22 protein-coding genes are annotated in these 23,303 nt (G+C 40.6%); 6 read left to right on the top strand and 16 right to left on the bottom strand.

Features of this window, described 5'->3' with window-relative positions:
- Nucleotides 1-54: 54 nt before the first annotated feature.
- From CVS91_RS02370 to purB, 4 genes are read right to left on the bottom strand one after another with little or no spacing between them, the layout of a single operon-like run.
- On the bottom strand, nucleotides 55-2,430 hold the full coding sequence (locus CVS91_RS02370) for a ribonucleoside-diphosphate reductase subunit alpha (protein ID WP_107830049.1): 2,376 nt from the start codon (nucleotides 2,428-2,430) through the stop codon (nucleotides 55-57).
- 12 nt (nucleotides 2,431-2,442) lie between these two features.
- On the bottom strand, nucleotides 2,443-2,664 hold the full coding sequence (locus CVS91_RS02365; RefSeq protein ID WP_107830047.1) for a hypothetical protein: 222 nt from the start codon (nucleotides 2,662-2,664) through the stop codon (nucleotides 2,443-2,445).
- Nucleotides 2,642-3,685, bottom strand: coding sequence for an Eco57I restriction-modification methylase domain-containing protein (locus CVS91_RS02360; protein WP_107830159.1), 1,044 nt, complete (start codon nucleotides 3,683-3,685; stop codon nucleotides 2,642-2,644). Before CVS91_RS02360 ends, CVS91_RS02365 begins: the two co-directional genes overlap by 23 nt.
- Before the next feature lie 35 nt (nucleotides 3,686-3,720).
- Nucleotides 3,721-5,052, bottom strand: coding sequence for an adenylosuccinate lyase (gene purB, locus CVS91_RS02355; RefSeq protein ID WP_107830045.1), 1,332 nt, complete (start codon nucleotides 5,050-5,052; stop codon nucleotides 3,721-3,723).
- A gap of 183 nt (nucleotides 5,053-5,235) precedes the next feature.
- Between purB and CVS91_RS02350 the strand changes: the two genes are divergently transcribed.
- A complete protein-coding gene (locus CVS91_RS02350) occupies nucleotides 5,236-6,159 on the top strand; it encodes a pseudouridine synthase family protein (RefSeq protein WP_107830043.1) in 924 nt (307 codons plus the stop codon).
- Nucleotides 6,160-6,451: 292 nt separating this feature from the next.
- Here the strand turns inward: CVS91_RS02350 and rlmN are convergent, their stop codons facing one another.
- Genes rlmN through CVS91_RS02330 form a run of 4 tightly spaced genes read right to left on the bottom strand, consistent with a single transcriptional unit; the run spans nucleotide 6,452 to nucleotide 12,310 of the window.
- Nucleotides 6,452-7,597, bottom strand: coding sequence for a 23S rRNA (adenine(2503)-C(2))-methyltransferase RlmN (rlmN, locus tag CVS91_RS02345; RefSeq protein WP_107830041.1), 1,146 nt, complete (start codon nucleotides 7,595-7,597; stop codon nucleotides 6,452-6,454).
- Nucleotides 7,594-8,274 carry a purine-nucleoside phosphorylase gene (locus CVS91_RS02340; RefSeq protein WP_107830039.1) on the bottom strand — a complete coding sequence of 227 codons (681 nt, stop codon included), beginning with the start codon at nucleotides 8,272-8,274 and terminating at the stop codon, nucleotides 7,594-7,596. The genes rlmN and CVS91_RS02340 overlap by 4 nt, the downstream gene beginning before the upstream one ends.
- Nucleotides 8,274-9,029 (bottom strand): imidazole glycerol phosphate synthase subunit HisF, encoded by a 756-nt coding sequence (hisF, locus tag CVS91_RS02335; protein ID WP_107830038.1) that lies wholly within the window; start codon nucleotides 9,027-9,029, stop codon nucleotides 8,274-8,276. Before hisF ends, CVS91_RS02340 begins: the two co-directional genes overlap by 1 nt.
- A gap of 2 nt (nucleotides 9,030-9,031) precedes the next feature.
- Nucleotides 9,032-12,310: a DEAD/DEAH box helicase gene (locus CVS91_RS02330; protein ID WP_107830036.1), complete on the bottom strand. Its 3,279-nt coding sequence runs from the start codon at nucleotides 12,308-12,310 to the stop codon at nucleotides 9,032-9,034.
- 106 nt (nucleotides 12,311-12,416) lie between these two features.
- On the opposite strand from CVS91_RS02330, the gene rsmA reads away from it, so the two are divergent.
- The 5 genes from rsmA to CVS91_RS02305 all read left to right on the top strand — a co-directional run bounded on the left by rsmA (nucleotide 12,417) and on the right by CVS91_RS02305 (nucleotide 18,019).
- Nucleotides 12,417-13,259, top strand: coding sequence for a 16S rRNA (adenine(1518)-N(6)/adenine(1519)-N(6))-dimethyltransferase RsmA (gene rsmA, locus CVS91_RS02325; RefSeq protein ID WP_107830157.1), 843 nt, complete (start codon nucleotides 12,417-12,419; stop codon nucleotides 13,257-13,259).
- Nucleotides 13,225-15,378, top strand: a complete 2,154-nt coding sequence (locus tag CVS91_RS02320; RefSeq protein WP_199906218.1) for a ribonuclease J — start codon at nucleotides 13,225-13,227, stop codon at nucleotides 15,376-15,378. The genes rsmA and CVS91_RS02320 overlap by 35 nt, the downstream gene beginning before the upstream one ends.
- A 9-nt stretch (nucleotides 15,379-15,387) precedes the next feature.
- Nucleotides 15,388-16,341: a KpsF/GutQ family sugar-phosphate isomerase gene (locus tag CVS91_RS02315; RefSeq protein ID WP_107830034.1), complete on the top strand. Its 954-nt coding sequence runs from the start codon at nucleotides 15,388-15,390 to the stop codon at nucleotides 16,339-16,341.
- 1 nt (nucleotide 16,342) lies between these two features.
- The gene (locus CVS91_RS02310; RefSeq protein ID WP_021087059.1) at nucleotides 16,343-17,116 is read left to right on the top strand and encodes a pseudouridine synthase; all 774 of its coding nucleotides are present in this window, start codon (nucleotides 16,343-16,345) and stop codon (nucleotides 17,114-17,116) included.
- A 72-nt stretch (nucleotides 17,117-17,188) separates the two neighbouring features.
- Complete coding sequence (locus CVS91_RS02305) at nucleotides 17,189-18,019, top strand: tetratricopeptide repeat protein (protein ID WP_107830032.1); 831 nt, start codon at nucleotides 17,189-17,191, stop codon at nucleotides 18,017-18,019.
- 57 nt (nucleotides 18,020-18,076) lie between these two features.
- Here CVS91_RS02305 and CVS91_RS02300 read toward each other — a convergent pair whose 3' ends face one another.
- From CVS91_RS02300 to CVS91_RS02265, 8 genes are read right to left on the bottom strand one after another with little or no spacing between them, the layout of a single operon-like run.
- On the bottom strand, nucleotides 18,077-18,586 hold the full coding sequence (locus CVS91_RS02300; protein WP_107830030.1) for a hypothetical protein: 510 nt from the start codon (nucleotides 18,584-18,586) through the stop codon (nucleotides 18,077-18,079).
- Entirely contained in the window at nucleotides 18,583-19,536 is a 954-nt protein-coding gene (locus tag CVS91_RS02295) for a hypothetical protein (protein ID WP_107830028.1), read from the bottom strand. Before CVS91_RS02295 ends, CVS91_RS02300 begins: the two co-directional genes overlap by 4 nt.
- Entirely contained in the window at nucleotides 19,533-20,201 is a 669-nt protein-coding gene (locus CVS91_RS02290) for an ABC transporter ATP-binding protein (RefSeq protein WP_107830026.1), read from the bottom strand. Before CVS91_RS02290 ends, CVS91_RS02295 begins: the two co-directional genes overlap by 4 nt.
- Nucleotides 20,198-21,307: an ABC transporter permease gene (locus CVS91_RS02285; RefSeq protein WP_107830024.1), complete on the bottom strand. Its 1,110-nt coding sequence runs from the start codon at nucleotides 21,305-21,307 to the stop codon at nucleotides 20,198-20,200. Before CVS91_RS02285 ends, CVS91_RS02290 begins: the two co-directional genes overlap by 4 nt.
- Nucleotides 21,297-21,482, bottom strand: a complete 186-nt coding sequence (locus CVS91_RS02280; protein ID WP_107830022.1) for a hypothetical protein — start codon at nucleotides 21,480-21,482, stop codon at nucleotides 21,297-21,299. The genes CVS91_RS02285 and CVS91_RS02280 overlap by 11 nt, the downstream gene beginning before the upstream one ends.
- A 1-nt stretch (nucleotide 21,483) precedes the next feature.
- Nucleotides 21,484-21,942, bottom strand: coding sequence for a nitrous oxide reductase accessory protein NosL (locus CVS91_RS02275; RefSeq protein WP_103597771.1), 459 nt, complete (start codon nucleotides 21,940-21,942; stop codon nucleotides 21,484-21,486).
- The gene (locus CVS91_RS02270; protein ID WP_107830020.1) at nucleotides 21,939-22,478 is read right to left on the bottom strand and encodes a hypothetical protein; all 540 of its coding nucleotides are present in this window, start codon (nucleotides 22,476-22,478) and stop codon (nucleotides 21,939-21,941) included. The genes CVS91_RS02275 and CVS91_RS02270 overlap by 4 nt, the downstream gene beginning before the upstream one ends.
- Entirely contained in the window at nucleotides 22,478-23,299 is an 822-nt protein-coding gene (locus CVS91_RS02265) for an SEL1-like repeat protein (RefSeq protein WP_107830018.1), read from the bottom strand. The genes CVS91_RS02270 and CVS91_RS02265 overlap by 1 nt, the downstream gene beginning before the upstream one ends.
- Nucleotides 23,300-23,303 lie beyond the last annotated feature (4 nt).

The following is a 23,303-nucleotide window of genomic DNA, read 5'->3' as shown; positions in this document are numbered from 1 at the left end:
AATTTAATAGACAATTTAAAAAATTTAAGAGAGAAATTTCTCTCTTAAATTTAACTACTGACATCCCTCACACTCGATCGAGCGGTCAGCTACGTCGTTTAGTTTTTCGCTGTCTGGCGATTCTGAGCGTAGATAGTAGGTTGATTTTAGTCCGAGCTCCCATGCAAGCGTGTAAATTTCACTTAGATATCCGCCGCTTGCCTTGTCTAAGCTCATAAAGATATTTAAACTTTGACCTTGATCGATCCATTTTTGGCGGATAGCGCCTGCTTTTATAAGAATTCTTTGATCAAGCTCGTAAGCTGGCGTGTAAAACTGCCAAGTATCTGGGCTTAAATTTGGCACGACATTTGGGATCATACCGCTTAGGTTGTGCTCAAACCACTTGCGCTTATAGACTGGCTCGATAGTCTGAGTGGTGCCAACAAGGATCGAGATCGAGCTAGTTGGAGCGATCGCCATTAGGTAGCCATTTCTCATGCCATCACGCTTGACCTTCTCTCTTAGCTTGTCCCAGTCGCAGACATTTTCGTCAAATAGCCCGCCTTTGTCGTTTAGAAGGGCTTTTGCGTTCTCGTTTGCGGTGTCTATCGGCATGATGCCTTTGCTCCATTTTGAGCCTTCAAATTTTGGATATATGCCCTTTTCTACGGCTAAATTTGAGCTAGCGTAGATCGCGTTGTAGCTTATGTTTTCCATTATGCTGTCTATTAGCGCCAAATGCTCATAGCTGCCCCATTTTACGTTTTTCTCAGCTAGCATTTGCGCCTCGCCCATGACGCCAAGGCCGATCGAGCGAGAGGCTAGGTTTGTGTGTTTTACCTTTTTGTGCGGATAGAAATTTAGATCTATTACGTTATCAAGCATCCTGATAGCTATCGGCACGACGCGCTCGATGTCCTCTTTGCTGTTTATCTTGCTTAAATTTATACTCGCAAGGTTGCAAACTGCCGTTTTGCCCTCGATACTCTCTTTTTCTACGATGAAAATTTGCTTGCCTTTTAGGCTATCAAGCGCGCTAAGCTTTTTGGCTTTTTTAGTTATGCCACTATCAACCGTGACGTCTTCTTCTTCGTCAAATAGCTCCTCGCCGCCGTCTTCATAAGTGATCTTGATCTTATAGTAGTTTGGCGCTGTGTTTTGGAAAATTTCAGTGCATAAATTTGAGCTTCTGATGATGCCTTCGTGGTCGTTTGGATTTGCTTTGTTAGCGTTATCTTTGAAGCATAAAAATGGCATGCCCGTTTCAAAATAGCTAGTTAAAATTTTCTTCCAAAGCTCTTTTGCAAGGATGGTGTTTTTCTGGATATTTTCGTCGTTTTCATACTCTAAGTATCTCTTCTCAAACTCCTCGCCATAAAGGTCGCAAAGGTCGCTTACTTGAGCTGGGTCAAAGAGGCTCCAGCGGCCATTTTCTTTGACACGCTTCATAAATAGGTCGTTTATCCAAAGCGCAGGGAAAAGCTCGTGCGCGCGGCGTCTCTCTTCGCCTGAGTTTTTACGAAGATCGAGAAAATCGCTCACATCCATGTGCCAAGGCTCGATATAAACAGCGATCGCGCCCTTTCTAGTGCCTAGCTGATCGACCGCTACTGCGATGTCGTTTGTCACTTTTAAAAATGGTATGATACCGCCAGCTGCGTTTTTGTGTCCGTCGATACTGCCGCCCATCGCACGCACCTTGCTCCAGTCCCAGCCGATACCGCCGCCAAATTTTGAAAGTAGTGCCATCTCTTTGTAACTATCAAAAATGCCCTCGATATTATCAGGCGTGCTGCCTACGTAACAGCTGCTTAGCTGGTGGCGTGTAGTCCTTGCGTTTGAAAGCGTTGGGGTGGCTAGCATCACTTCAAATTTAGAGATGAGGTCGTAAAATTTCTTAGCCCAGCCTTGGCTGTCTAGCTCGTTTTGCGCAAGAAACATCGCGATCGCCATAAACATATGCTGTGGCAGCTCGATCGGCATGCCACTTTTGTCTTTGATGAGGTAGCGATCATAAAGGGTCTTGATACCAAGATATGCAAACTGCAAGTCGCGCTCGGGTTTGATGTAAGCATTTAGGTCTTCAAGGTCGTACTTCTCTTTTAGTCCAGGGATGATACGGCCTACCTTTTCACCCTTTACTAGGTAGTCTTTTAGGTGGTTGTAGCCGTTAAAGCCAGTCACTTTGTGATAAAGGTCGAACAAAAATAGTCTCGCAGCGACAAATGTCCAGTTTGGGCGGTCGATGTCGATCTTATCAACTGCTGTTTTTATAAGAGTTTGCTGAATTTCCTCAGTCGTTATCATATCTCTAAACTGGATTTTCGCATCTACCTCAAGCTCGCTAAGACTTACGTTGCTAAGGCCTAGGACCGCTTCGTTTGTGTATTTTTTGATCTTGCTGATATCAAGCTCTTCTGTTCTGCCATTACGTTTTATAACTTTCATGTTGATCTTTTTCTATTTTTTTATGCAATTTAAAACGGTTTCGCATCTATTTTCAAAACCGCCAACGCCGTATTCTTTATATCTTTTTAGTTTTTCCAAATCATCGCTATCGTAAGTCAAAATATGATCACTAAGCTGATTTTGTAACTTCTTCATAAGTGTTTGGAAGCCTCCACTATCACCTGCAGATTTTTTAATCACTTCTATGGCTTTATCGTCTAGAATGGTTTTCATTAGTCTCTCCTTGTATATTTTTTATTAAAGTTTTAAAATACTTATTTATGTTTTTATTATCCTCTATATTTAAAAATTCATCCGAAATTTTTAAAAACTCATCATTGTCTATAAAAACATCCAAATTCCCAAAATAATAAGGTAAATTCGAAGCAAATTTTTTAAAATGATGAATATAGCAGTAATATTTTAGATTTTCATTAAAAACCTTTACTGAATTTAAATTTGGTGTTTTCATAAATGTTTGATTGCGTTTAAGAGCATTGATGTCCCTTAAAGTATGAAAATATGCTACTGGTTCGCGTTTATCACGATGATTTGGATATTTTTGCACATATGAACCTATAAAATCAAAATTATTTAAGCAAAACGATTTCCCCTCGTAAGTTTTAAATTTATAATTTTTTATAAAATCATAATTCATTCCAAAACAATTCTTTTCATATAATGCGATTATTATAGGAAAAAAAGTGCTGGAATTTGGCGTAAATATTTCCGAACTAATTATTAAATCATCCATTAAACGATAATTACTTTTAAACTTAGCAAGAGAATTAAAATTTGTTTGTTTTATTAGATACGATAAAGGGTGTAAAACACATACAAATTCTGGGTCAAGCTCCGCAAATGAACGCAAAAAGGAAATTCCTAAATCTCTGTGTTTAAGATTTGCATCAATATCAAAAATTTCTTTTTTTACATTATTCCTAACTTTAGAGGTTTTATCATTATATGGTGGATTGCCTATTATTATAAGTCGTTCATCTTGAGAGATATGAAATTTTTCTCTACATAAATTTAATAGCGAATTAGTATGAAACTTCTTAACATTTTTTGGAACAGACTTTAGAGCTATATCATCTATATCAGCCCCAATATAACGTAATTTTTTTATGAAAAAATCACCGTATCCGCAAGAGCTATCAAGTAATGTAAAATCTCTTAATTTTACATTTTTTTCCAACATCTCATAGGCAATTTCAACTATAAATTTAGGAGTATAAAAACTACCCAAATTTATAGTATCGATTTTATTTAAGTGTCTTTGTATCGACATTATTTTTCAAATACTCTCTTAAAAATTTTATCTACATTTTTGGTGTAGTAGTTGTAGTCAAAGCACTCTTTGATCTCATCTTTGCTAAGGCTCTTAGTTAGGTCCTCGTCGGCTAGTAAATTTTGTAAAAATAAGCTGTGACCTTGCTCGTCTATCGCTTTTTTGCCCTCTTGCAAGTCCGCCCAAACCTTCATAGCATTGCGCTGAACGATCTTATAGGCGTCCTCTCTAGAAATTCCACGCTGTGGCAGCTGTAAAAGCACGCGCTGTGAAAAGACTAGTCCGCCTGTTAAATTTAAATTTTTCATCATATTTTCTGGATAGACGACTAAATTTGCTATCAAATTTTTGATACGAACCAGCATAAAATCAGCCGTGATAAACATATCTGGCAGGATAAATCTCTCAACCGAGCTGTGGCTGATGTCGCGCTCGTGCCAAAGGGCGACGTTTTCAAGAGAAGGAGTGACGTATGAGCGTAGCACTCTGCAAAGGCCGGTGATGTTTTCGCTAAGGACTGGATTGCGTTTATGCGGCATCGCGCTTGAGCCCTTTTGTCCTGGGCTAAAGTACTCCTCCGCCTCATAAACTTCGGTCCTTTGGTAGTGCCTAATGGCAACTGCGATCTTCTCGCAAGTAGAAGCTAAGATAGCGATAGCGCTCACCACGTGGGCATAGCGGTCGCGCTGGATCACTTGGTTAGAGGCTGGGGCAGCCTTAAGACCTAGCTCCTCGCATGTTAGCTCTTCAAATTCCATCGGAGCATGGGCTAAATTTCCCATAGCGCCTGAGAGTTTGCCATAGCTGATCGTATCTTTTGCGTCTTTGATGAGCTTTAATGCCCTTGCGATCTCGTCATACCAGATGGCAAGCACAAGTCCAAAAGTTATCGGCTCGCCATGGATGCCGTGACTTCTGCCGACCATGAGCGTATGCTTGTGCTCGTTTGCTCTGTTTTTGACTGCCTGCATAAACTCCTCAACGTCGCTGATGATGAGCTCCAAGCTCTCTTTCATCTGAAGTGCGACAGCTGTGTCGATACAGTCGCTTGAGGTCATGCCGTAGTGTACGAACCTGCTCTCATCGCCAAGGCTCTCGCTGACGCTTGTTAAAAATGCGATGACGTCGTGCTTCGTCGTCTTTTCTATCTCGTCGATGCGAGCCACTTCAAATTTAGCATTTTTGCAAATTTTCTCGCAGTCGCTGTCGCTTATGAAGCCAAGCTTATTCCAAGCTTTAACGGCAGCTTTTTCTACCTTGAGCCAAGCGTCGTATTTTGCTTGTATACTCCACTTTTCAGCCATCTCTTTGCGTGAGTATCTTTCGACCATTGTTGAACCTTTTGTATTAGTTTGCTTTTGTCCTGAAAGTATAAATTTGGCTCTTTAAGCCAGAAATCACGTCGTGCAATTTCTCTAAATTTAAGTTTTGATTATATAAAATCCGGGCTGAAATGTCGGTTATACGCTTATAAATTTGGGCTTAAGATAGCTCGTTTTTCAAAAGGATCATTTTTGCCCTACGTAAATAAATTTATTGCCACTGCAGATCATAAAAAAGCTTACGAAATTTTACTGCAAAACGGCTTTAGCATGAGCCAAACCCAGCGCCTCATCGATAAAGGCAGACTGATCTGTGGCGGCAGTGTCGTGAGCGAGAAAAATGCTATTTTGTGCGGTGATGTCTTTTTGATCGACTATGAGGCGGTGCCAAAGGGGCTAAAGCCGATCTTTGAGTGTGAGAGCTTTGCAGTATTTGACAAGCCAAGCGGGGTGCTCAGCCATCCAAATGGCAGGCACTGCGAGTACTCGCTAAATGATGAAATTTACACACTTTTTGAGCGAGATGCGAGCGTGGCACATAGGCTGGACTGCGAAACAAGTGGCGTGATAGTCGTGGGCAAAGATAGAAATTCTACGATAAAGCTAAAGAAAATCTTTGAAAACAGAGAGGTTTCTAAAAGCTACGTCGCGATGGTGCAAGGCAAGATCGAGCGAGAATTTACGATCGATGCTAAGATGGATCTGGCAAACAACTACGACGATGTGAAAATGCGAATGCAAATTTGTGAGAACGGCAAGAGCGCTGTGACTAAAATTTTGCCGATCAAATATTTTGACGATATCGATACGACTTTAATTCGGGCTATCCCACTCACTGGCAGGCAGCATCAAATTCGCTTGCATTTGTTTCATGTGAAACACAAGATCCTTGGCGAACCACTTTATGGTTTGTCGCGTCCGCAGATCGAGAAAATTTTAGACAAAGAGATGAGCGAGAGTGAACGGATAAATTTAACTGGTGCAAAAAGACTCTTACTTCACTCGGACGAAATTTCATTTAAATTTGGTGAAATTTTTTACAAGATAAAAAGCAAATTTGACGCCGAAAGTGAGTTTTATAAATTTGCAAAAGAAGCAAATAATCAAACTATTTAAATTTTAAAAAATCTTTCTAGTAAAAATAATCTATAAAATTTTTCATAATTTTGCTTTTAAATTTGAAATAGAGTTTTTATTGAAAAATAGAATTAGATTTTTAGTGTCACCGCATTGTGAATTAAATTTTGGCAATCAACTTTGTATTTTTGTTTTTCACACAAAATTTCATGCCAAATTTTTAGAATTTATTTTGAAGTTTTGTTTTCTTCTTTCAAAACTTTTATGATAAGTCCAAGTCCAACACCAGCAACCAGCACTATAAAAATTATCTCGGCGATATCAAGAGCTGTCATTTTTTACTCACGTTAGTTTTATCGTTAGTCGGTTTTTCTTCTGTTTTAGCTGTGTTCTTATCGCTAACGTTAGCTCTGAATTTTGGATTTTCATTTCGCTGTTTTAGCTGTCCGCAAGCCGCACTTATATCAAGCCCTTTGCTCTGTCTGATCGTGCAAGTGACGCCATGATCCCTTAGATATTCTTGAAATTTTAGCATGCTAGTAAGCTCAGGCCGTCCAAACTCACTACCTTCATGCGGGTTAAAATAGATCAAATTTACCTTTGCCTTGATACCATGTAGCAGTTTAACCAGCTTTTTCGCATCACTAACGCTGTCGTTTAAGTCTTTGATAACAAGATATTCAAACATTACACGCTTTCGCATATCGATAGGAAATCCCCTAACAGCGTCCATAACAGCCTCGATATTATACGCCTTATTTATCGGCATCAGGCGGCTCCTAAGCTCGTTAGTAACAGCATGTAGCGATATGGCCAGCAAGACACCAAGGTCCATCTCGCCAAGCTTTTTTATCTGGCTGCCAAGGCCGCTAGTTGAAACGGTTTGGCGGCGTGGCGATATGGCTAGACCCTCATTTAGAGCTAAAATTTTGATCGCTTTACTAACGTTAGTAAGGTTGTCAAGTGGCTCACCCATACCCATATAAACGACATTTATGCGCCTCTCGTATGGTATGTTATTTTCCCTTTTTATCCATAAAATTTGCCCTACTATCTCGCCTGCAGTCAAATTTCTAACAAGCCCGCCCTTTGCTGTTAGGCAAAAAGCACAGCCCATTTTGCAACCAACCTGCGAGCTAACACAAACAGTATAACGAGCATGGCGACTGATCTTGCCATCTTCGTCGCTAATCTCCTCTTTCATCGGTAACAAAACGCTCTCTATCTTTAGACCATCTTTTAGCTCAAAAAGATACTTGATCGAGCCATCACTACTTTGCTCAAATTTCACACATTTTAGAGGATCAAGATAAAATTTCTCAGCCAAATCCTGACGCATATCTTTTGGTAAATTTAGCATTTGGCTAAATTCTGTCGCATTTTTTTTATATACCCACTCATAAATTTGCGTCGCTCTAAAAGAGGGAGAGACTAGCTCTTTTAACTCTTCGATGCTAAGATCAAGCAAATTTTTCACATATTTTCCTTTACATATTTTGTTAGTAGCTCTTTAGCAGCAGAGTGATTTTTTATAAAATCAGCATGCGCATTTTCATCACAAAAATTTGTCGCTACGAAAATTCCATAAGCTGGAATTTTAAAAATTTGAGCCACTTTTAGAACAGAAAAAAACTCCATATTTTCTAAAAAATATCCATTTTCAAACATCTTATGAGCCAAATTTTTGTCTGTCGTTATGAAATTTGATGAATTTATTTTGATAGTTCCACGTGAAACGATAGAAGAAATTTCACACTCGATAGGCGAATAAGATCTATTTTCTATGCTAGAAATTTCAATATTTGCCCCAACCGAGCTTTCATAAATTTGCAAAATTTCACCATCTTTATATAGACCTGCCGAACCAACAAAAACTATCTTTTCTGGCATTTGATATAAATTTCGCTCGGGATTTTTTGATAAATTTTGGCTTAGATTTTGCAGCTCTGGGTTTGATGAGTTTGCAAATTTAGCCTCGATCTTTGCAAGATAGTGTGGATCAATGTTTTTTAAATTTATACTCTTTTCATCTGCTCCCACACACGATCTTTTTTGCAAAAACTTTGTCAAATTTATCGCCATATCGACTAGCCCCACCCCCATCGGCAAGGCAAAGTCAAAAATTTCGTTTTTTCCAGCTGAGATAACTAACATCAAAGCCTGACCTCAATGCCATTTGCCTTAAGATACTCTTTTAGCTTTTTTATCTCGATCTCGCCAAAGTGAAATATCGAAGCCGCCAAACACGCATCAGCCCCAGCTTCAAAAGCATCTTTAAAATGCTCCATCTTGCCAGCGCCACCACTTGCGATAGTCGGTATAGAAAGCGAACTAAAGATCTTTGTCAGCTCCAGACTAAAGCCCTGCTTGACGCCGTCGTTGTCCATAGACGTTAGTAATATCTCCCCTGCTCCACGCGACTCGACCTCTTTTGCCCAAGCAAAGGCATCTTTTTTGGTATCGATCCTGCCGCCATTTATAAAAACGCTATAACCATTTTCGATCTTTTTAGCGTCGATCGCTACGACGACACATTGCGAGCCAAATTTCTTAGCCGCTTCGTCGATCAAATTTGGATCTTTTATCGCTGATGAGTTTAGGCTCACCTTGTCGCAGCCCGCATTTAAAAGTCGAGAGATATCATCTATCGTGCGTATGCCTCCGCCAACGGTTAGGGGTATAAAAAGCTTGCTTGCGACCTTTTTTACCACATCAACTATCGTATCACGGCCAAGGTGAGAGGCTGTGATATCCAAAAAGCAAAGCTCGTCAGCACCCTCGTCGTTGTATCTTTTAGCTATCTCGACTGGGTCTCCAGCATCGACAAGTCCAACAAAATTTACACCTTTTACGACCCTGCCATCTTTTACGTCGAGGCACGGGATTATGCGTTTTGCAAAATGATTCAAATTTATCCTTTGTCTATCTTTCTAGCTGCCACCTCAAAATATGGCAAACTAGCCCAATTTTCTCGGTTTCCAACTATATAAATAACCTCTTTTGCTCTTGTTAGCGCCACGTTTAGCAGATTTGGCTTGCTAGCAGCCCATGCTCTAGCGCCATTTGTAGCTCCCCCTAACACAAATACAATAACATCAGCCTCTTTGCCCTGCATAGTGTGGATAGTGCCAGCACCTTTTAAATTTCTACAAACATCTTTAAATGGCGTTATTATCCTGATGTTATTTTTCTCACCAGCTAGCTCGCCTGCCAAGAGCTCTTTAACCACCTCGCCCTCGGCTTTATTGTAGTTGCCTATCCACTCTTCACTTCTAACATCTATCCACTTTGTTTGCACGTTAGTGTTTGCAAATTTACTAGCCGCGCTTCTGCCAAGTATCATCATATCATCGTAGGTAGTCTCATTTGAGATCTCAAACATAGGGTTAGCGCACCTTCTATGCACGATCAGTGGTGAGCCGACCCAGATACTATCGCCACTACCTTTTATATATGTGCCGATGTTTTGTGCTTTGTCGGCTCTTAGTTGCACAGAGGATTTAAGCAAGTTAAACTCCTCTTTTGCCTCGCAGTAGCTAAGTATCGCGTTATTTAAACTAACTGGTAGCGTTACTACTGGTTCAAGCTGGAGTGGATCACCTACTACCACAGCCATCTTTGAACGAAGCAAGGCGCCTAACGCGTTAGTTAAATTTGCTTGCCCTGCTTCATCTATCAAAAGCATGCCTATATCGCCATTTAAAAGGTCTTTAAAGGTGTTATTAAACGAGGCAAAAGTCGAGCTAACAACAGGCGTTAGCAAGAAGAGCCCCTTGATGATCTCACGTCTATGCTTTGCCTCTAAGCCGTTTTTCTCAGCCATCTTTTCATCGTTAAAGATAACGCTAAGGGCACGTAAATTTGTCCTAACAGCCTCTTTGCAGGCAAAAATGGCAGCTTTGTGCAAATTTAGCGCCTCTTTAAAAAGCTCTATCCTAGCCTTAAAAAGCTTCGTCTTGTGAAATTTCTGGTCTATGCCAAATTCCATCATAAATGGCATACTCTTTTGCATCTCTTCGTTGCTCTCGCTAAAGCTGCCGTTTAGATAGATATCTAGCTCCTCGCTCCTGCCAAGTATCTTTTGACGTCTAGAAAAGTCGCTTTGTAGCCTTTTGTAGAGATTTATCTTAGTATTTAGCTCCGCTGCCCTGCTCTCAAGACCCGCTATCTCGTCTTTTAGCTCATTTAGCCTTGCTTCGTTTTTCTCTTTACTCTCGCCATTTTGTTTGCTAGCTTTTAAATTTTGCTCGGCTATCTGGCGGTTTATCTCGCCAACTTTTAGTGCCTCGTCGTTATACTTTTCAAAGGCCTCTGTCTTAAAAATCTGCTGAAAGAGAAAAAATGGTGGCTTTTCTGGTGTGCTTAGATACTCCTGCAACGCTTCATTTTGACTAACAACTCTTGTTAGCTCGCTAAATTCAGCCTTTTTATCTTCAAGCTCGCCACTAACGCTAGTAAATTCACTCTCAAGCGGAGATAAAAGCTCCTCTATCTGCTTGGCTGAGTTATAGCTCTCTAGCCTTCTATCGACGTCAGCCAGCTCACTTTTTAGGCTCTTTAGCTCCTCTTCCTTGATCCTGATCTCACTAAAAAGCAGATTTACCTCGTGAAGTGCAAGGTTAAATTTCTCCTTTGCCACGTCAAAGTCATCTACACCTTCGCCCACCGCAAGGTACTTGCCAAGCCCCATCAAAAAGCCATCTTGCTCCAAAAACTCGCCGTATTCGCTTGCGATCTTGTCAAACTGGCTGTGAGTTGGCTCGATCTTTACGCCGTTAATTGCGTTAAAAACAAAATTTGACTTGTTTTGCTTTGAGCCAAGCGCCACGCAAAAAAGCCCCCAAGCTGGCTTTGAGATAAAGGACTTCTCGCCATATTTGCTCTTTTCATCAGCCGAGAGCAGCCTTGTGGCTATAAATTTAAAATAATCAATCTCGCCCGCATAACCCCCTATGCTTTTTAGCTGGCTTAGCTCCTTGCTCAAAATTTCAACCGCGCCGTTATTGCAAGAGCTAACGACCATCTCGAAACCCTGTAGCTCGTCATTTAGCCTAAAATAAAGCGCCTTTTCGTCACTGTCATAAACTGGCTCAAAGATATCGTGCCTACTCATTTGCGCAAGCTTCATCGCCCTAAGCGTCACCACTTCAGCCATCACGTCCTTTAAAAGTGTCGTTTTACCCGTGCCTGGAGCGCCATTTACGCTATAAATCCCGCCGTTACCTTCTTTAAATTTCTCTATGATATTATTTAGCGCCATTTGCTGCGAGAAATTTAAGGCAAAATCACTCGCAAAGGCTGATCTTGGGTAGCGCTCAGCCTTAAAAAAGTCCCTCACCGCCCTTTGATTTAGCTCATCTCTAACATCAATCCTCTCAAATTTATTCTCACTGCCCTCGTCTAAAAACTGATCCGTCAGCTCGTGCGTCCTGCCTGACTCATAAAATTTGATAAGTAAATTTATATCATCTATAAAAAAGCTATTTAAAAGGGCGTCGTTCTCTTTAAAATTTGGATCAGCGATCCTTACTTCAAGCCTGATCACGTCTTTACAAAATGGCGTCTTTAGCGAGTTTTTTATCTCCTCATGCACCGCTTTTACATAGTCGCTAAGCCTCATTTTCTCTTTGTGGATAGAAATTTTATCCTTGATGTGCTCGCACTCTTTGTTAAAGTCATTTTGGCTGATCTCTTTTAGGTGGTTTAGGCGCACCATCGCCCAAGGAGCCGTTGGTATAAAGAGCTCATTTGAGGAGTTTGGCGTTAAAAATGGGCTTAGCTCATCATCTAAATTTGCATCTTTTAGAGCAAAACTTTGCTCATTTTTGCAAAAGAGTAGATCACCAGAGAGCTTAAGCTTATAACAAAATGCCTTTTCAAAGCTCGTTTGTTCAGAACGTAGCTCCTCTAAAATTTGCTCTTTTTCAAATTTCACCTTTGCTAGCTTTGATACCGCAAGAGCGAGCAAGTCCGTCTCAAAAATGCCGCCATAAATAGAAATTTCTACACCATTTTTTAAAAGTGATCTGTCAAATGCTCTTAAAATTTGCATAAATTTCTCATCAAAATTTGCGATCTCAAGGTCCATTGATTTTTTAAATTTGCTATTTGTCTTTTTTGGCTCGTCTAAGGTTTTTGGCTCTAAATATTGTGATAATAAAAAGTATTTTAAGGTGTTTGCCCTACTCAAATTTGCGCCTTATTTTGTTGTTATTTAGTGATTATAATCCATTTTATATATGATTAAACTAAACTTGTAATCATTGTATAAGTAATTTTTGGCTAATATCGCGGCTATGATAAAGGCAAAAAAGCACTTTGGACAGAATTTTTTACAAGACAAAGCGACACTAGATAAGATCATCCAAGCGATACCCAAGGACGTAGAAAACGTCGTTGAGATTGGGCCTGGCTTAGGTGATTTGACATTTAGACTTTTGCAAATTTATAAGACGACCTCTTTTGAGATAGATTGTGAGCTGTTTCAAATTTTAAAGGTCAAATTTGCAAATGAGATCCAAAATGGACAATTAAAACTTTTTTGTAAAGATGCTTTAGAGCAGTGGCAGCAAGAGGGCGGGCTAAGTAGCCAGAACTACTTTTTAGTCGCAAATTTGCCCTATTACGTTGCTACGAAGATGATACTAAATGCAATAGATGACGAAAAATGCCTTGGGCTTATTGTGATGATACAAAAAGAGGTTGCTCTTAAATTTAGTGCAAAGAGCAAGGATAAAGAATTTAGCGCTTTATCGATCCTCGCTTCACTTCAAGGCAGGTGCGAGCTTTTGTTTGATGTGGATGCAAAGCTTTTTAATCCACCTCCAAAGGTCACATCTTCAGTCATCAAACTACAAAAAACAAAAAAGATTTTTGGCAAAGACGGGATTTTCAAAGATGCAAAACAATACGAGGCTTTTAAAGCATTTTTAAGAGCTGCGTTTGCTTCGCCAAGAAAGACGCTTTTTAAAAATTTATCCACAAATTTTGACAAAAAGGCGTTAGAAGAAATTTTTGAAGACCTAGGCTTAGCTCAAAATTTACGTCCACACGAACTAGATGTCGATTCTTATCTAAAAGTATTTGAAATATTAAAGGAAGATAATGAACGACAAAAACGAAGAGAAAGTTGTAACTAATCAAAGTAAAAACAATAAAAGACGAAGATTTAGACCAAAAAATAAGCCAAAACAAGAGGGCGAAACTACCGAGCAAACATCACTAGCAAGCAAAAGCGTGATAGATAACTTCTTTGCAGCAGAGCAGGTTGAAAATGAAACACACGCCGAGCCAAAGAGTCAAAATCCTCGCCCAAAAAAGCAAAGAAATAACAAAAATCAAAACAAAACTGGCGAAAACAATAAGCCAAAAGAGCAAAAACAGCAAAAAGAAAAGCCAAAGCAAGAGCCAAAAGCTGAAGCTAAAAACGAGGCAAAAGAGCAAAAAGAGAAGCCAAAAAAGGCTAAAAAACCAAAGAAAAATTTACCCGCAAAGCTAAATGGCAACGAGCAGTGGCAACAAGATATCGCAAGCGCGATGGAGGCAAACAAAGCCACTCACGAGCTAAGACTTGAGCCACTAAAATATCTAAACTCAAGCGAGCATAAAATTCGCATAACTCCACTTGGCGGTCTTGGCGAGATCGGCGGCAATATGACCGTCTTTGAGACCGAAACTAGCGCTATCATCGTTGATATCGGCATGAGCTTTCCAAGCGAGAGCATGCACGGCGTGGATATCCTCATCCCAGACTTTGACTATGTTCGCAAGATAAAAGATAAGATAAAAGGTGTCATCATCACTCACGCACACGAGGATCACATCGGCGCGGTGCCTTACTTTTACAAAGAGTTTAAATTTCCTATCTACGCCACACCGCTTCCGCTTGGCATGATAAATAATAAATTTGAAGAGCACGGACTAAAACAAGAGCGCTCACTCTTTAGATCGGTCGAAAAAAGAAAACCATATCTCATAGGTGACTTTGAGGTAGAGTGGATACACATCACGCACTCTATCATCGACGCCTCCGCACTTGCGATCACGACAAAGGCTGGCACGATCATCCACACAGGCGACTTCAAGATAGACCACACGCCGATAGATGGCTACCCAACAGACCTTGGTAGACTAGCGTATTATGGCGAGCGTGGCGTGCTTTGTCTGTTAAGCGATAGCACAAACAGCTACAAAGAGGGCTTTACGAAGAGCGAAAGTAGCGTTGGCAAGACCTTTGACGCGATATTTTCAAAAGCAAAAGGCCGCGTCATAATGAGCACATTTAGCTCAAACATCCACCGCGTCTATCAAGCGATCGAATGGGGCTTAAAATACAACCGCAAAGTCTGTGTCATCGGCAGATCAATGGAGAGAAATTTATACACTGCGATGGAGCTAGGCTACATCAAGCTCGATAAGAAAATTTTTATCGATGCAAACGAGGTTGGTAAATTTAAAGATGATGAGGTGCTTATCGTCACTACTGGCAGCCAGGGCGAGACCATGAGTGCGCTTTACCGCATGGCGACAGACGAGCACAAATATATAAAGATAAAGCCGACCGATCAGATCATAATCAGCTCAAAAGCGATCCCAGGCAACGAAAACAGCGTCTCAACGGTGCTAAATTTCTTACTAAAATCAGGTGCGAGCGTCGCTTACCAAGATTTTAGCGAGATCCACGTCAGCGGCCACGCAGCGCAAGAAGAGCAAAAGCTGATGCTTCGCCTCATAAAACCAAAATTTTTCTTGCCAGTGCATGGTGAGTACAACCACATCGCAAAGCACAAAGAGACAGCCATTAGCTGTGGTGTGGATGAGCGAAATATCTATCTAATGAGCGACGGCGATCAGATGGAGGTTTGTCAAAAGTACCTAAAACGTGTAAAAACGGTAAAAACTGGCAAAGTCTTCATAGACAATCAAATAAATAAACAAATCGCAGACGACGTCGTCATCGACAGACAAAACCTCGCCGAAGCAGGTGTCGTCATGATAATCGCTCAAATTTCACGTCACGGCGCAAAGCTCATCAACAAACCTCGCGTCATCAGCTACGGCCTTGTGGGCGACAAGCAAGACGCCGAGTTTAGAAAAGAGATGGAGGGCGTGCTAGAGCAGTATCTAAGCAACGTCAAAGAGGAGCTTTTGAAAGATAGCAGACTACTCGAGTCACAAGTGCGCCAAGTGATCAGAAAGCACATATTTAGAAAGGTCAAAAAGTACCCAACTATCGTGCCGATCATCTATCTAATGTAAGGGAAATTTATGCAGACAATGAACCAAATCGCCGCTGAAGTCTTAGAGATAGAAGCAAACGAGCTTTTAAGACACGCTAAAAGCGTAGAGATAGAAGATGCTGTAAATTTGATATATAACGCAAAAGGCAAAGTCATAGTAACAGGCGTGGGCAAGAGCGGTCACGTGGGCGCAAAGATCGCTGCTACGCTTGCAAGCACTGGCACGCCAAGCTTTTTCTTGCATCCGACAGAGGCCATGCATGGCGACCTTGGCATGATAGAAAAAGACGATGTTTTGTTAGCCATTAGTTTTAGTGGCGAGAGCGATGAGCTTATCAAAATTTTGCCTCATGTAAAGCGATTTGGCGTGAAAATCGTCGCTATGGCAAGAAGCAAGACAAGCTCGCTTGGTAAATTTAGCGACGCTTTTATAGATATAAAGGTAGAGAAAGAGGCGTGCCCGCTAAATGCCGCCCCAACGGCATCAACCACGCTAACGTTAGCTCTTGGCGATGCGTTAGCTGTTTGTTTGATGCAAAAAAGGGGCTTTAAAAAAGAGGACTTTGCAAATTTTCATCCAGGTGGCAGCCTTGGTAAGAGGCTATTTTTAAAGGTCAAAGACGTGATGAGAAGCGAAAATTTACCGATAGTCCGCTGGAATGCAAGCCTAAAAAGCGCGATCGATACGATGACACATGGCAAGCTTGGCACTGTTCTCATCGTCGATAAAGATGGCGTGCTAGACGCTCTTTTAAGTGACGGCGATCTTAGGCGCGCGCTTATGAGAGAGGACTTTGACCTAGAAGAGCCAGCGATGAAATTTGCAACCTTGCATCCAAAAGAGATAAATGACAAAGAGATGTTAGCCGTAGATGCGTTAGCTTTAATAGAAAAGTATAAAATTCAGCTTCTAGCTGTCGTAGAAAATGGCGTGCCTGTGGGCGTTTTACACATCCACGACCTTGCAAATTTAGGACTATAAAATGGAAAAAACAAGACTAAATAAATTTATCTCACATAACACAAACTACTCACGCCGTGAGGCAGATGAGCTGATAAAAGCTGGCAAGGTTAGCATAGCAGGGCGTGTGGTTAGCGACCTTGCTACAAGCGTGGATGAAGATGACAAAGTGCGCATAAATGGCCGTTTGATAAAGCTAAAGAAGGAATTTACAGTTATCGTTTATCACAAACAAAAGGGCGAGCTAGTTAGCAAAAAAGATGACCGCGGACGAAAGACGATCTACGACACGTTAGATAAGAAATTTGCAAAATTTGTTAGTGTGGGACGCTTAGACTACGCAAGCGAGGGGCTACTTTTACTAACTGACGCTCCAGCGATCGCCACAGCGCTCATGAATAGCGACTTAGAGCGCGAATACTACCTAAAGGTAAAAGGTGAGGTGACAAAAGAGGTGATAGAGGCGATGACAAATGGTTTTTTCGCCAAGGATGCCACCAAAGGCGCGCACGCAAAAACCACTATAAAATCAATGGAATTTAAGCCATTTCTAGCCTACAAAGTCTTTGGCTCAAGCGGCGGCTATACAAAACTAAAGGTCATCATCAATGAGGGTCAAAATAGGGAGCTTCGCCGCTTCTTTGGCTACTTTGATCTTGAAGTGATGGATCTAAAACGTGTTAGCTTTGGGCGAATTAGCCTTGATATGCTAAAGCCTGGCAAATGGCGCTACTTCGAAAATAGCGAATACGAAGACCTAAGAGACTTTTTGAAAGTTAATAACGTTAGATACTAACATTAGGCTTGCTTCTCTAACAAAGAGGTAGGCCAGACCACAATAACTACGAATTTGTAAAATGGAGAAAAAATGAAAAAGGCTGTTCTTTTATCTGTGATATTACTAACCACTGGCTTTTGCGAAGATCTTTTTGAGCTTGGGGTTGAAGCTTATAATAAAGGCGAGTTTGATAAAGCTGCCAAGCAATGGCAAAAAGGTTGTAATGATGGAAATATTGATAGTTGCACTAATTTAGGAACTTTATATGAAAACGGTCAAGGTGTGGCACAGGACTATAATAAAGCAGCCGCCTTGTATAAACACGCTTGTGATAGTAAAGATGCTACTGGTTGCTATAATCTAGGTGGTTTTTATGAAAGAGGACAAGGAGTAGAGCAAGACTATACCAAAGCTGCCAAACTATACAAAAAAGCTTGTGATGGCAATGTTGCCCAAGCCTACCATAATTTGGGAGTTTTATATATAAACGGTCATGGCGTAGAGAAAGACTATTATAAAGCAGCTCAATTATGGCAAAAAGCTTGCAGTGACAAATATAGCACTAGCTGTTACAATTTAGGGATTTTATACAATATTGGTCAAGGTGTAAAACAAGACTATTATAAAGCAGCCGATCTATACAAACAAGCTTGTGATGATGGAGTTAGTGATAGCTGTTCTAGTTTAGGAATTTTATATGAAAACGGTCAAGGTGTAAAACAAGACTACAGTAAATCAGCAGAATTGTATGAAAAAGCTTGCAATAATGGATACAATCGCGGTTGTTTTAATTTAGGAGCTTTTTATCTAAAAGGCAAAGGCGCAAAACAAGACTATCACATAGCAAAAGAATATTTTGGTAAGGCTTGCAAATTAGGGTTTCAATCAGGATGCGATTTTTACAAAAAATTAAACGAATAGCACCTTGATACTAAAAACAATCTAGTAAGCTCTAACAAATTTAGAGCTTCTCTAAATTTATATCCTATTTTCTGAAAGTAGGATGTTTATATATGGATTTATGAGCGTTTCGCCGCGTGCTGCGTAGAGCAAGACCTCTTTAAAGTAGTTGTCGTTTATGCCGTAAGTGTGAAACTCATACGCCCCTATGCCGTATCCCATCGGTGTGATATCGACCCTCGAGTACCAGGCATCTTGCGCTGGGATGTAGCGGTTTGTATCTCTTGAATAGACAAACAGTTTGATCTTATCTTTGCTCTTTTGCGCCATATACCAGATGAAAGAATTTGTGATGTCGTTGAAAAAGTAGATGTCGCCATTTGGCATGACGGCCTGTGCTGTGTCGTTGTTATCAGCGATGAGCGTTCTGCTCTCATAACATATAAATTTATTTGGCGTTAGCTGCTCTATGGGCTCAAATTTGCCGTTATTTAGTACTAAAATTTTATCATCGCTTATGTCGGCATTATAGGCGAGCACGGCTAAGACTAGAGCTAACAAACAAAGAGAAAAAATTTGCTTTATCAAAATAAAAATCCTCTTAACAAATAGTATTTGAGCACGTAAAGCGAGCAGACCAGCACGCAAATACTTAGCCAGATCGATGAAAATTTAAGCTTGTGCGAGTAGTTTGTCTTTGTGATGATCTCCACAAGGTATGGCATAAGGCCGTAAAAAATGCCCAAAAACAAAGTGCCCCAGATGAGGTAGCCAACGTAAAAATAGTCGCTTCTTAGCATGCAGTATGGGCACTTGTGATTTGGCTGCTCGTAAACATAAAGCCCAAAAAAGTAGGTGATAGCGTAGTAGCTAAGCACCAAAAATAGCAAATTTGCCACAAAGCTTGCCATGCTTTGCTTTAAGAAATTTAGCGCCAAAATGACAAAAAATAGCACAAAAAAGGCGCTTACTAAGCCAAAATTTGTATAGCCAAATGGTAGCTTTGGAGCTTGAAAAGTGACCGAGCAGCAAAAGACTGGCACCTTTAGCGGGATGCTATAAAAAAACGAAATTTCTATGCCAAGCTCTATTAGTATCATCACAAAAAGGCAGATGAAAATGGCATATTTTTTCTTTAGATAAGGGAAATTTAGAGCCTGCAAGTCGAGTTTGTTTATAACTAGCCAGATACCAAGCCCAAATATCAGCAAAATTTTAGTGAGCATCAAGATGCCGCCAAATTTATTTGAGCCGATCACGCCAGCTGAGCACATAGCCCCTGGCACGATGTCAGAGAGTTCGTTTAAACAAAGTGCGAAAAATATAAACAAAACGATCTTTGTGCAGACGCTAAAGAGCAAGATCGTATTTACAAGGTAGTTTTGCTTCTCAAGTGAGTATTGAAGCGATGTTAGTGCGTTATAATCCCACGACTTCACGATCCTGACGACATAAAATAGCGAAATACTCATCAAAACTAACAGCACAAACTCCGCTAACAAAAAGGCGATAACGGCGTTTGATAAAAATACACTCATACTATCTCTCCATTTTGCAGGCTAACAACTCTATCTGTGGCGCTTAGCTCGTCAAAAATGCTATCGTGAGTGGCGACTATAACGCTTTTTTTAAGCGCCTTAAATGACTCTAGCAAACCCAAAAACGCACGGGCATTTTGCCTATCTAAATTTGCCGTTGGCTCATCAGCCAAAATGATGTCAGCGTCCATTGACAAAGCCCTAGCCACCGCACATCTTTGGCGCTCGCCACCGCTTAAATTTGATACATTTTCATCTCTTTTGTGAGAGATGTTTGCAAGCTCAAGAGCCTTTTTTATCATCTCTTCACGCACGTTTGCTTTAAAATTTGTTAGAGCAAACGGAGCTAACAAATTTTCATAGACGCTTAAACCCTCGATGAGGTTAAAATTTTGAAAGACAAGTCCAAGCCTTTTGTGTCTAAACTCAGAGCAAAACGCGTCAGGTAGCTTTGCGATGTTAGTGCCATCTATCAAAATTTCTCCGCTAGTTGGCTTTTGAAGTAGGGCGATGAGCGAGAGTAGGGTGCTTTTACCACTTCCACTAACGCCTTTTAGTATCACTAACTCGCCGTTATTAACATCTAAATTTATATTTTTTAGAGCGCAAAACTCATTTTGTTTGCCTTGGTTATAGACTAGGCTAACGCCTCTAATGTTTATCATTTTAGCCCCTCATTTATGTCGCCACACGCCACACGCCACGATGGGATAAGCACAAATGCTAAAAATGGTATGACGCCAAAGACAAAGATCAAAAAGAGCTTATCAAACTCCAAAATAGGCGTGAAATTTGTAAAATTTAAAAGCTCGTCGCCTAAAAATATCCCCTTTAAAAATGGAGCATTTAAAACAAATACAAAGATATAAGCTAACATAACGCCAAGCAAAAAGGCGCTAACGCTAACGATGAAATTTTGTATAAATTTTAAAAATATGATATCTTTTATACAAAAGCCGATACTTCGCAAAATGGCTATCTCACGCTTTTTACTGCCATAAGCAAGTGAAATTTGGTTTTTAAGTAGCACAAAAAATATTAGCATAACGCTAACATAGATGCTCATAAAAATTCCGCCCTTATAGTAGTAAAGATGCCTAATGTTTGCCACCTCATCTTCTATGCTAAGAGCAAATGAGTTTGGATATAAATTCTCTATCTTTAAAGCCACTTGGCTGATCTCTTCGCTATTTGGCACATCGACATAGAGCTTTGTGTATTCTTCATCTTTTAAATTTAAGATAGCTCGCAAGGTTTTTGGATGCAAAAATATGGCGTTATTTGAGATAAGAGCGCTTTGTTTTGGCATGGTTTTTACTATCTTTACTGGTATCATGCGCTCTTCTGTTAAGAAGTTAAAGCTCTCGTCGTAGTAAAGCTCGTTCATAGCAGCTTTTACGCCCTCGCCTACGATCATCTCATCTTCTTTTAGGCTATCATCCTCATATAGATGAAACCAGACGCGCTTTTGCACGAAGTAGTACTCTCCCTCCGCCACGCCTCTAACCTCAGCCACGCCATCGATCTTTGAGATATCATAGATGTAGCCAGGGTGCATGAGGTCGTTTTTACCAGCACGAAAGGCGCTAACAACGATGCTTGATCTATCTTTTACTAAGCTTATAAGATCATGCTGGATCGAGCCAGAGATGAAAAGCACCGAGCTTAGCACAAAGATAATGAGCGCAAAGAGGCAAAAGCTAAAAAGATAATCCTTTTTGTCTTTAAAAAGCAGTATCACGGCGTAGTTTATGAAATTTCTACTTATCATAGACAAAGCCCTTTTGCTCTTTTAGGCTAAAGCTAGAAGCTAAATTTGCCCTTGTTATCTTTGAAATTTCTCTTAGCTCATCTTGCTTTACTTTGCGGTCAAAGCTAAGGTAGTGCGCCGCTAAGAGCGTGTAAGAGAGCCCAAAAAATAACGCCAAAAATGCTAGAAATTTCACTTTATTTACCGATAAATGTCTTTATCTCGTCAAATTTTATGACACCTTTGCCAGCGTGATCTTTCATAAAGCTATTTGCCTTTGCTTCGTCTTTAAAAGGGATAAACTCCTCGCCCATCGGTCCAAAAACGTTTGAGCCATGAACATAAAACGCCTCTTTTGCATCAAGCTTTTCAAGCGTGTAATAATCACTCACATAAGCCTCTTTCGCCACCTCATCAGCAAAGTAAAAGTGCGCCATATCTTTTACGCCATCAAAGTAATAGTCCTTGCCACCAGCCTTTATAAGCGTCGCCCACTGCTTGTTTTTTATAGGCATGCCACACACTGCACATCTTGCGTCCTTTGGCAGCTCGATGCGCTCTTTTGCCCCTTTATAGGCGTTTATGTTTGCCTCACTCGTTAAATTTCCAGCCCATAAGGCAAAAACTGCGCTAAACAACAAAGCTATAAATTTCATCTTATCTCCTTTAGTTTCTCTTTTTCTAACTCGCCCTTTTCGTAGAGCTTTTTTAACATCTCATCATCAAAGTCTATCTCGTAGTAGCCCTTTACAAACTCGCTAAATTTATCAAAATTATCAAAGGCATACCCAAGCAGCCAGCGTCCGCCGTTATTGCCACTGACTAAATTTTGATGCTCCGCCCCGTCATACCAGATAAAAAAGGTCGTCTGCTCTATCTCATCTGGCAAGAAGTAAGAGCGAAATTTAGCAGCCTCGCCACTATAAATTTGCTCTATCACGCTTTTGCCTGCCATGCTAAGCGCATTTAGCTCATTTTCATGGTCAAACCCTCTAACAAGCACCGCCTCACGCGTAAATATCACATCAAGTAGATCGCCCTGCCCGTTATCTACCACGTATCTTAGGCTATTTTCATCCTCTTTTTTAGAAATGAGCCGTAGATACTCTTCATCTGGCTCCAAAAAAGCGCTATCAAGTAGATAAAGCGCCTCTAGGCTTGCCTCTTTATTGCCCCAGTTTTTAAAACTCATCAATGCTTTCCTAAAATTTCTAAATTCTCACACGCCTCTTTTAAGCCATTTTTGCAGCTTTTAGTGAAAATTTCACGTGCTTTTTCCACGTCTTCTTTCACGCCTTTGCCCTCAGCTAGCATGATAGCGTAGTTGTTACAGCCCTTTTCATAGGCGTATATGCACGCTTGCTCGTAAAGTTTTGTCGCTTTTGTAAGGTTTTGATCAACCCCTTGCCCATAAACATATAAAAAGCCAAGATTATCACATCCTATGCCAGCTTCGTTTGCGCAAGCCATTTCATAGTATGTTTTAGCTTTTGCGTAGTCTTTCTCGGCGCCTTCGCCCTGAGCGTATAGGTAGCCAAGGTTGCTACATCCCATACCATCACCTGCTTTGCAAGCCTTCTCGTAAAGCTCTTTTGCTTTTTTTAGGTCTTTTCTCACACCAGTGCCGTTTGCATAAAGCAAGCCAAGCTCGGTGCAGCCCTCGTTGTCACTGCATGCTTTTTCATAAAATTTAACTGCTTTTGCTAGGTCTTTTTCTACGCCTTTGCCATTTTCATAGACATAGCCAAGGTTGCTGCAAGCCATAGAGAAATTTTGATCGCAAGCCTTTTCATAAAGCATTGCCGCCTTTGCCTCATCCTTTTTGACGTTGCCATCACCCCTGCTGTAAAGTACAGCTAGGTTGTAGCAGCCTGATGCCTTTTTCTCTTTATCACAAGCATCTTCATAAATTTGCGCTAGCTTATTGTGATCATCTTTTGCGTTTAAAGCCTCTTTGATGTAGCCAGCATTTAAAACGCACAAACTAGCAGCCAGTAAAACCAAACTCTTCATCATA

Source organism: Campylobacter concisus, assembly GCF_003048985.1.
GTDB classification, from domain to species: domain Bacteria; phylum Campylobacterota; class Campylobacteria; order Campylobacterales; family Campylobacteraceae; genus Campylobacter_A; species Campylobacter_A concisus_AY.
The sequence above is the reverse complement of the archived record's forward strand: the minus strand, read 5'-3'. Positions and strand labels throughout refer to the sequence as shown.

Coding starts and splice junctions, on each gene's coding strand:
- CVS91_RS02285 (WP_107830024.1), bottom strand. CDS start 21,307: ATGATAAGTAGAAATTTCATAAACTACGCCGTGATACTGCTTTTTAAA.
- CVS91_RS02365 (WP_107830047.1), bottom strand. CDS start 2,664: ATGAAAACCATTCTAGACGATAAAGCCATAGAAGTGATTAAAAAATCT.
- CVS91_RS02305 (WP_107830032.1), top strand. CDS start 17,189: ATGAAAAAGGCTGTTCTTTTATCTGTGATATTACTAACCACTGGCTTT.
- CVS91_RS02320 (WP_199906218.1), top strand. CDS start 13,225: ATGAACGACAAAAACGAAGAGAAAGTTGTAACTAATCAAAGTAAAAAC.
- purB (WP_107830045.1), bottom strand. CDS start 5,052: ATGGTCGAAAGATACTCACGCAAAGAGATGGCTGAAAAGTGGAGTATA.
- CVS91_RS02370 (WP_107830049.1), bottom strand. CDS start 2,430: ATGAAAGTTATAAAACGTAATGGCAGAACAGAAGAGCTTGATATCAGC.
- CVS91_RS02270 (WP_107830020.1), bottom strand. CDS start 22,478: ATGAGTTTTAAAAACTGGGGCAATAAAGAGGCAAGCCTAGAGGCGCTT.
- CVS91_RS02295 (WP_107830028.1), bottom strand. CDS start 19,536: ATGAGTGTATTTTTATCAAACGCCGTTATCGCCTTTTTGTTAGCGGAG.
- rsmA (WP_107830157.1), top strand. CDS start 12,417: ATGATAAAGGCAAAAAAGCACTTTGGACAGAATTTTTTACAAGACAAA.
- CVS91_RS02340 (WP_107830039.1), bottom strand. CDS start 8,274: ATGTTAGTTATCTCAGCTGGAAAAAACGAAATTTTTGACTTTGCCTTG.
- CVS91_RS02290 (WP_107830026.1), bottom strand. CDS start 20,201: ATGATAAACATTAGAGGCGTTAGCCTAGTCTATAACCAAGGCAAACAA.
- CVS91_RS02310 (WP_021087059.1), top strand. CDS start 16,343: ATGGAAAAAACAAGACTAAATAAATTTATCTCACATAACACAAACTAC.
- CVS91_RS02275 (WP_103597771.1), bottom strand. CDS start 21,942: ATGAAATTTATAGCTTTGTTGTTTAGCGCAGTTTTTGCCTTATGGGCT.
- CVS91_RS02315 (WP_107830034.1), top strand. CDS start 15,388: ATGCAGACAATGAACCAAATCGCCGCTGAAGTCTTAGAGATAGAAGCA.
- CVS91_RS02265 (WP_107830018.1), bottom strand. CDS start 23,299: ATGAAGAGTTTGGTTTTACTGGCTGCTAGTTTGTGCGTTTTAAATGCT.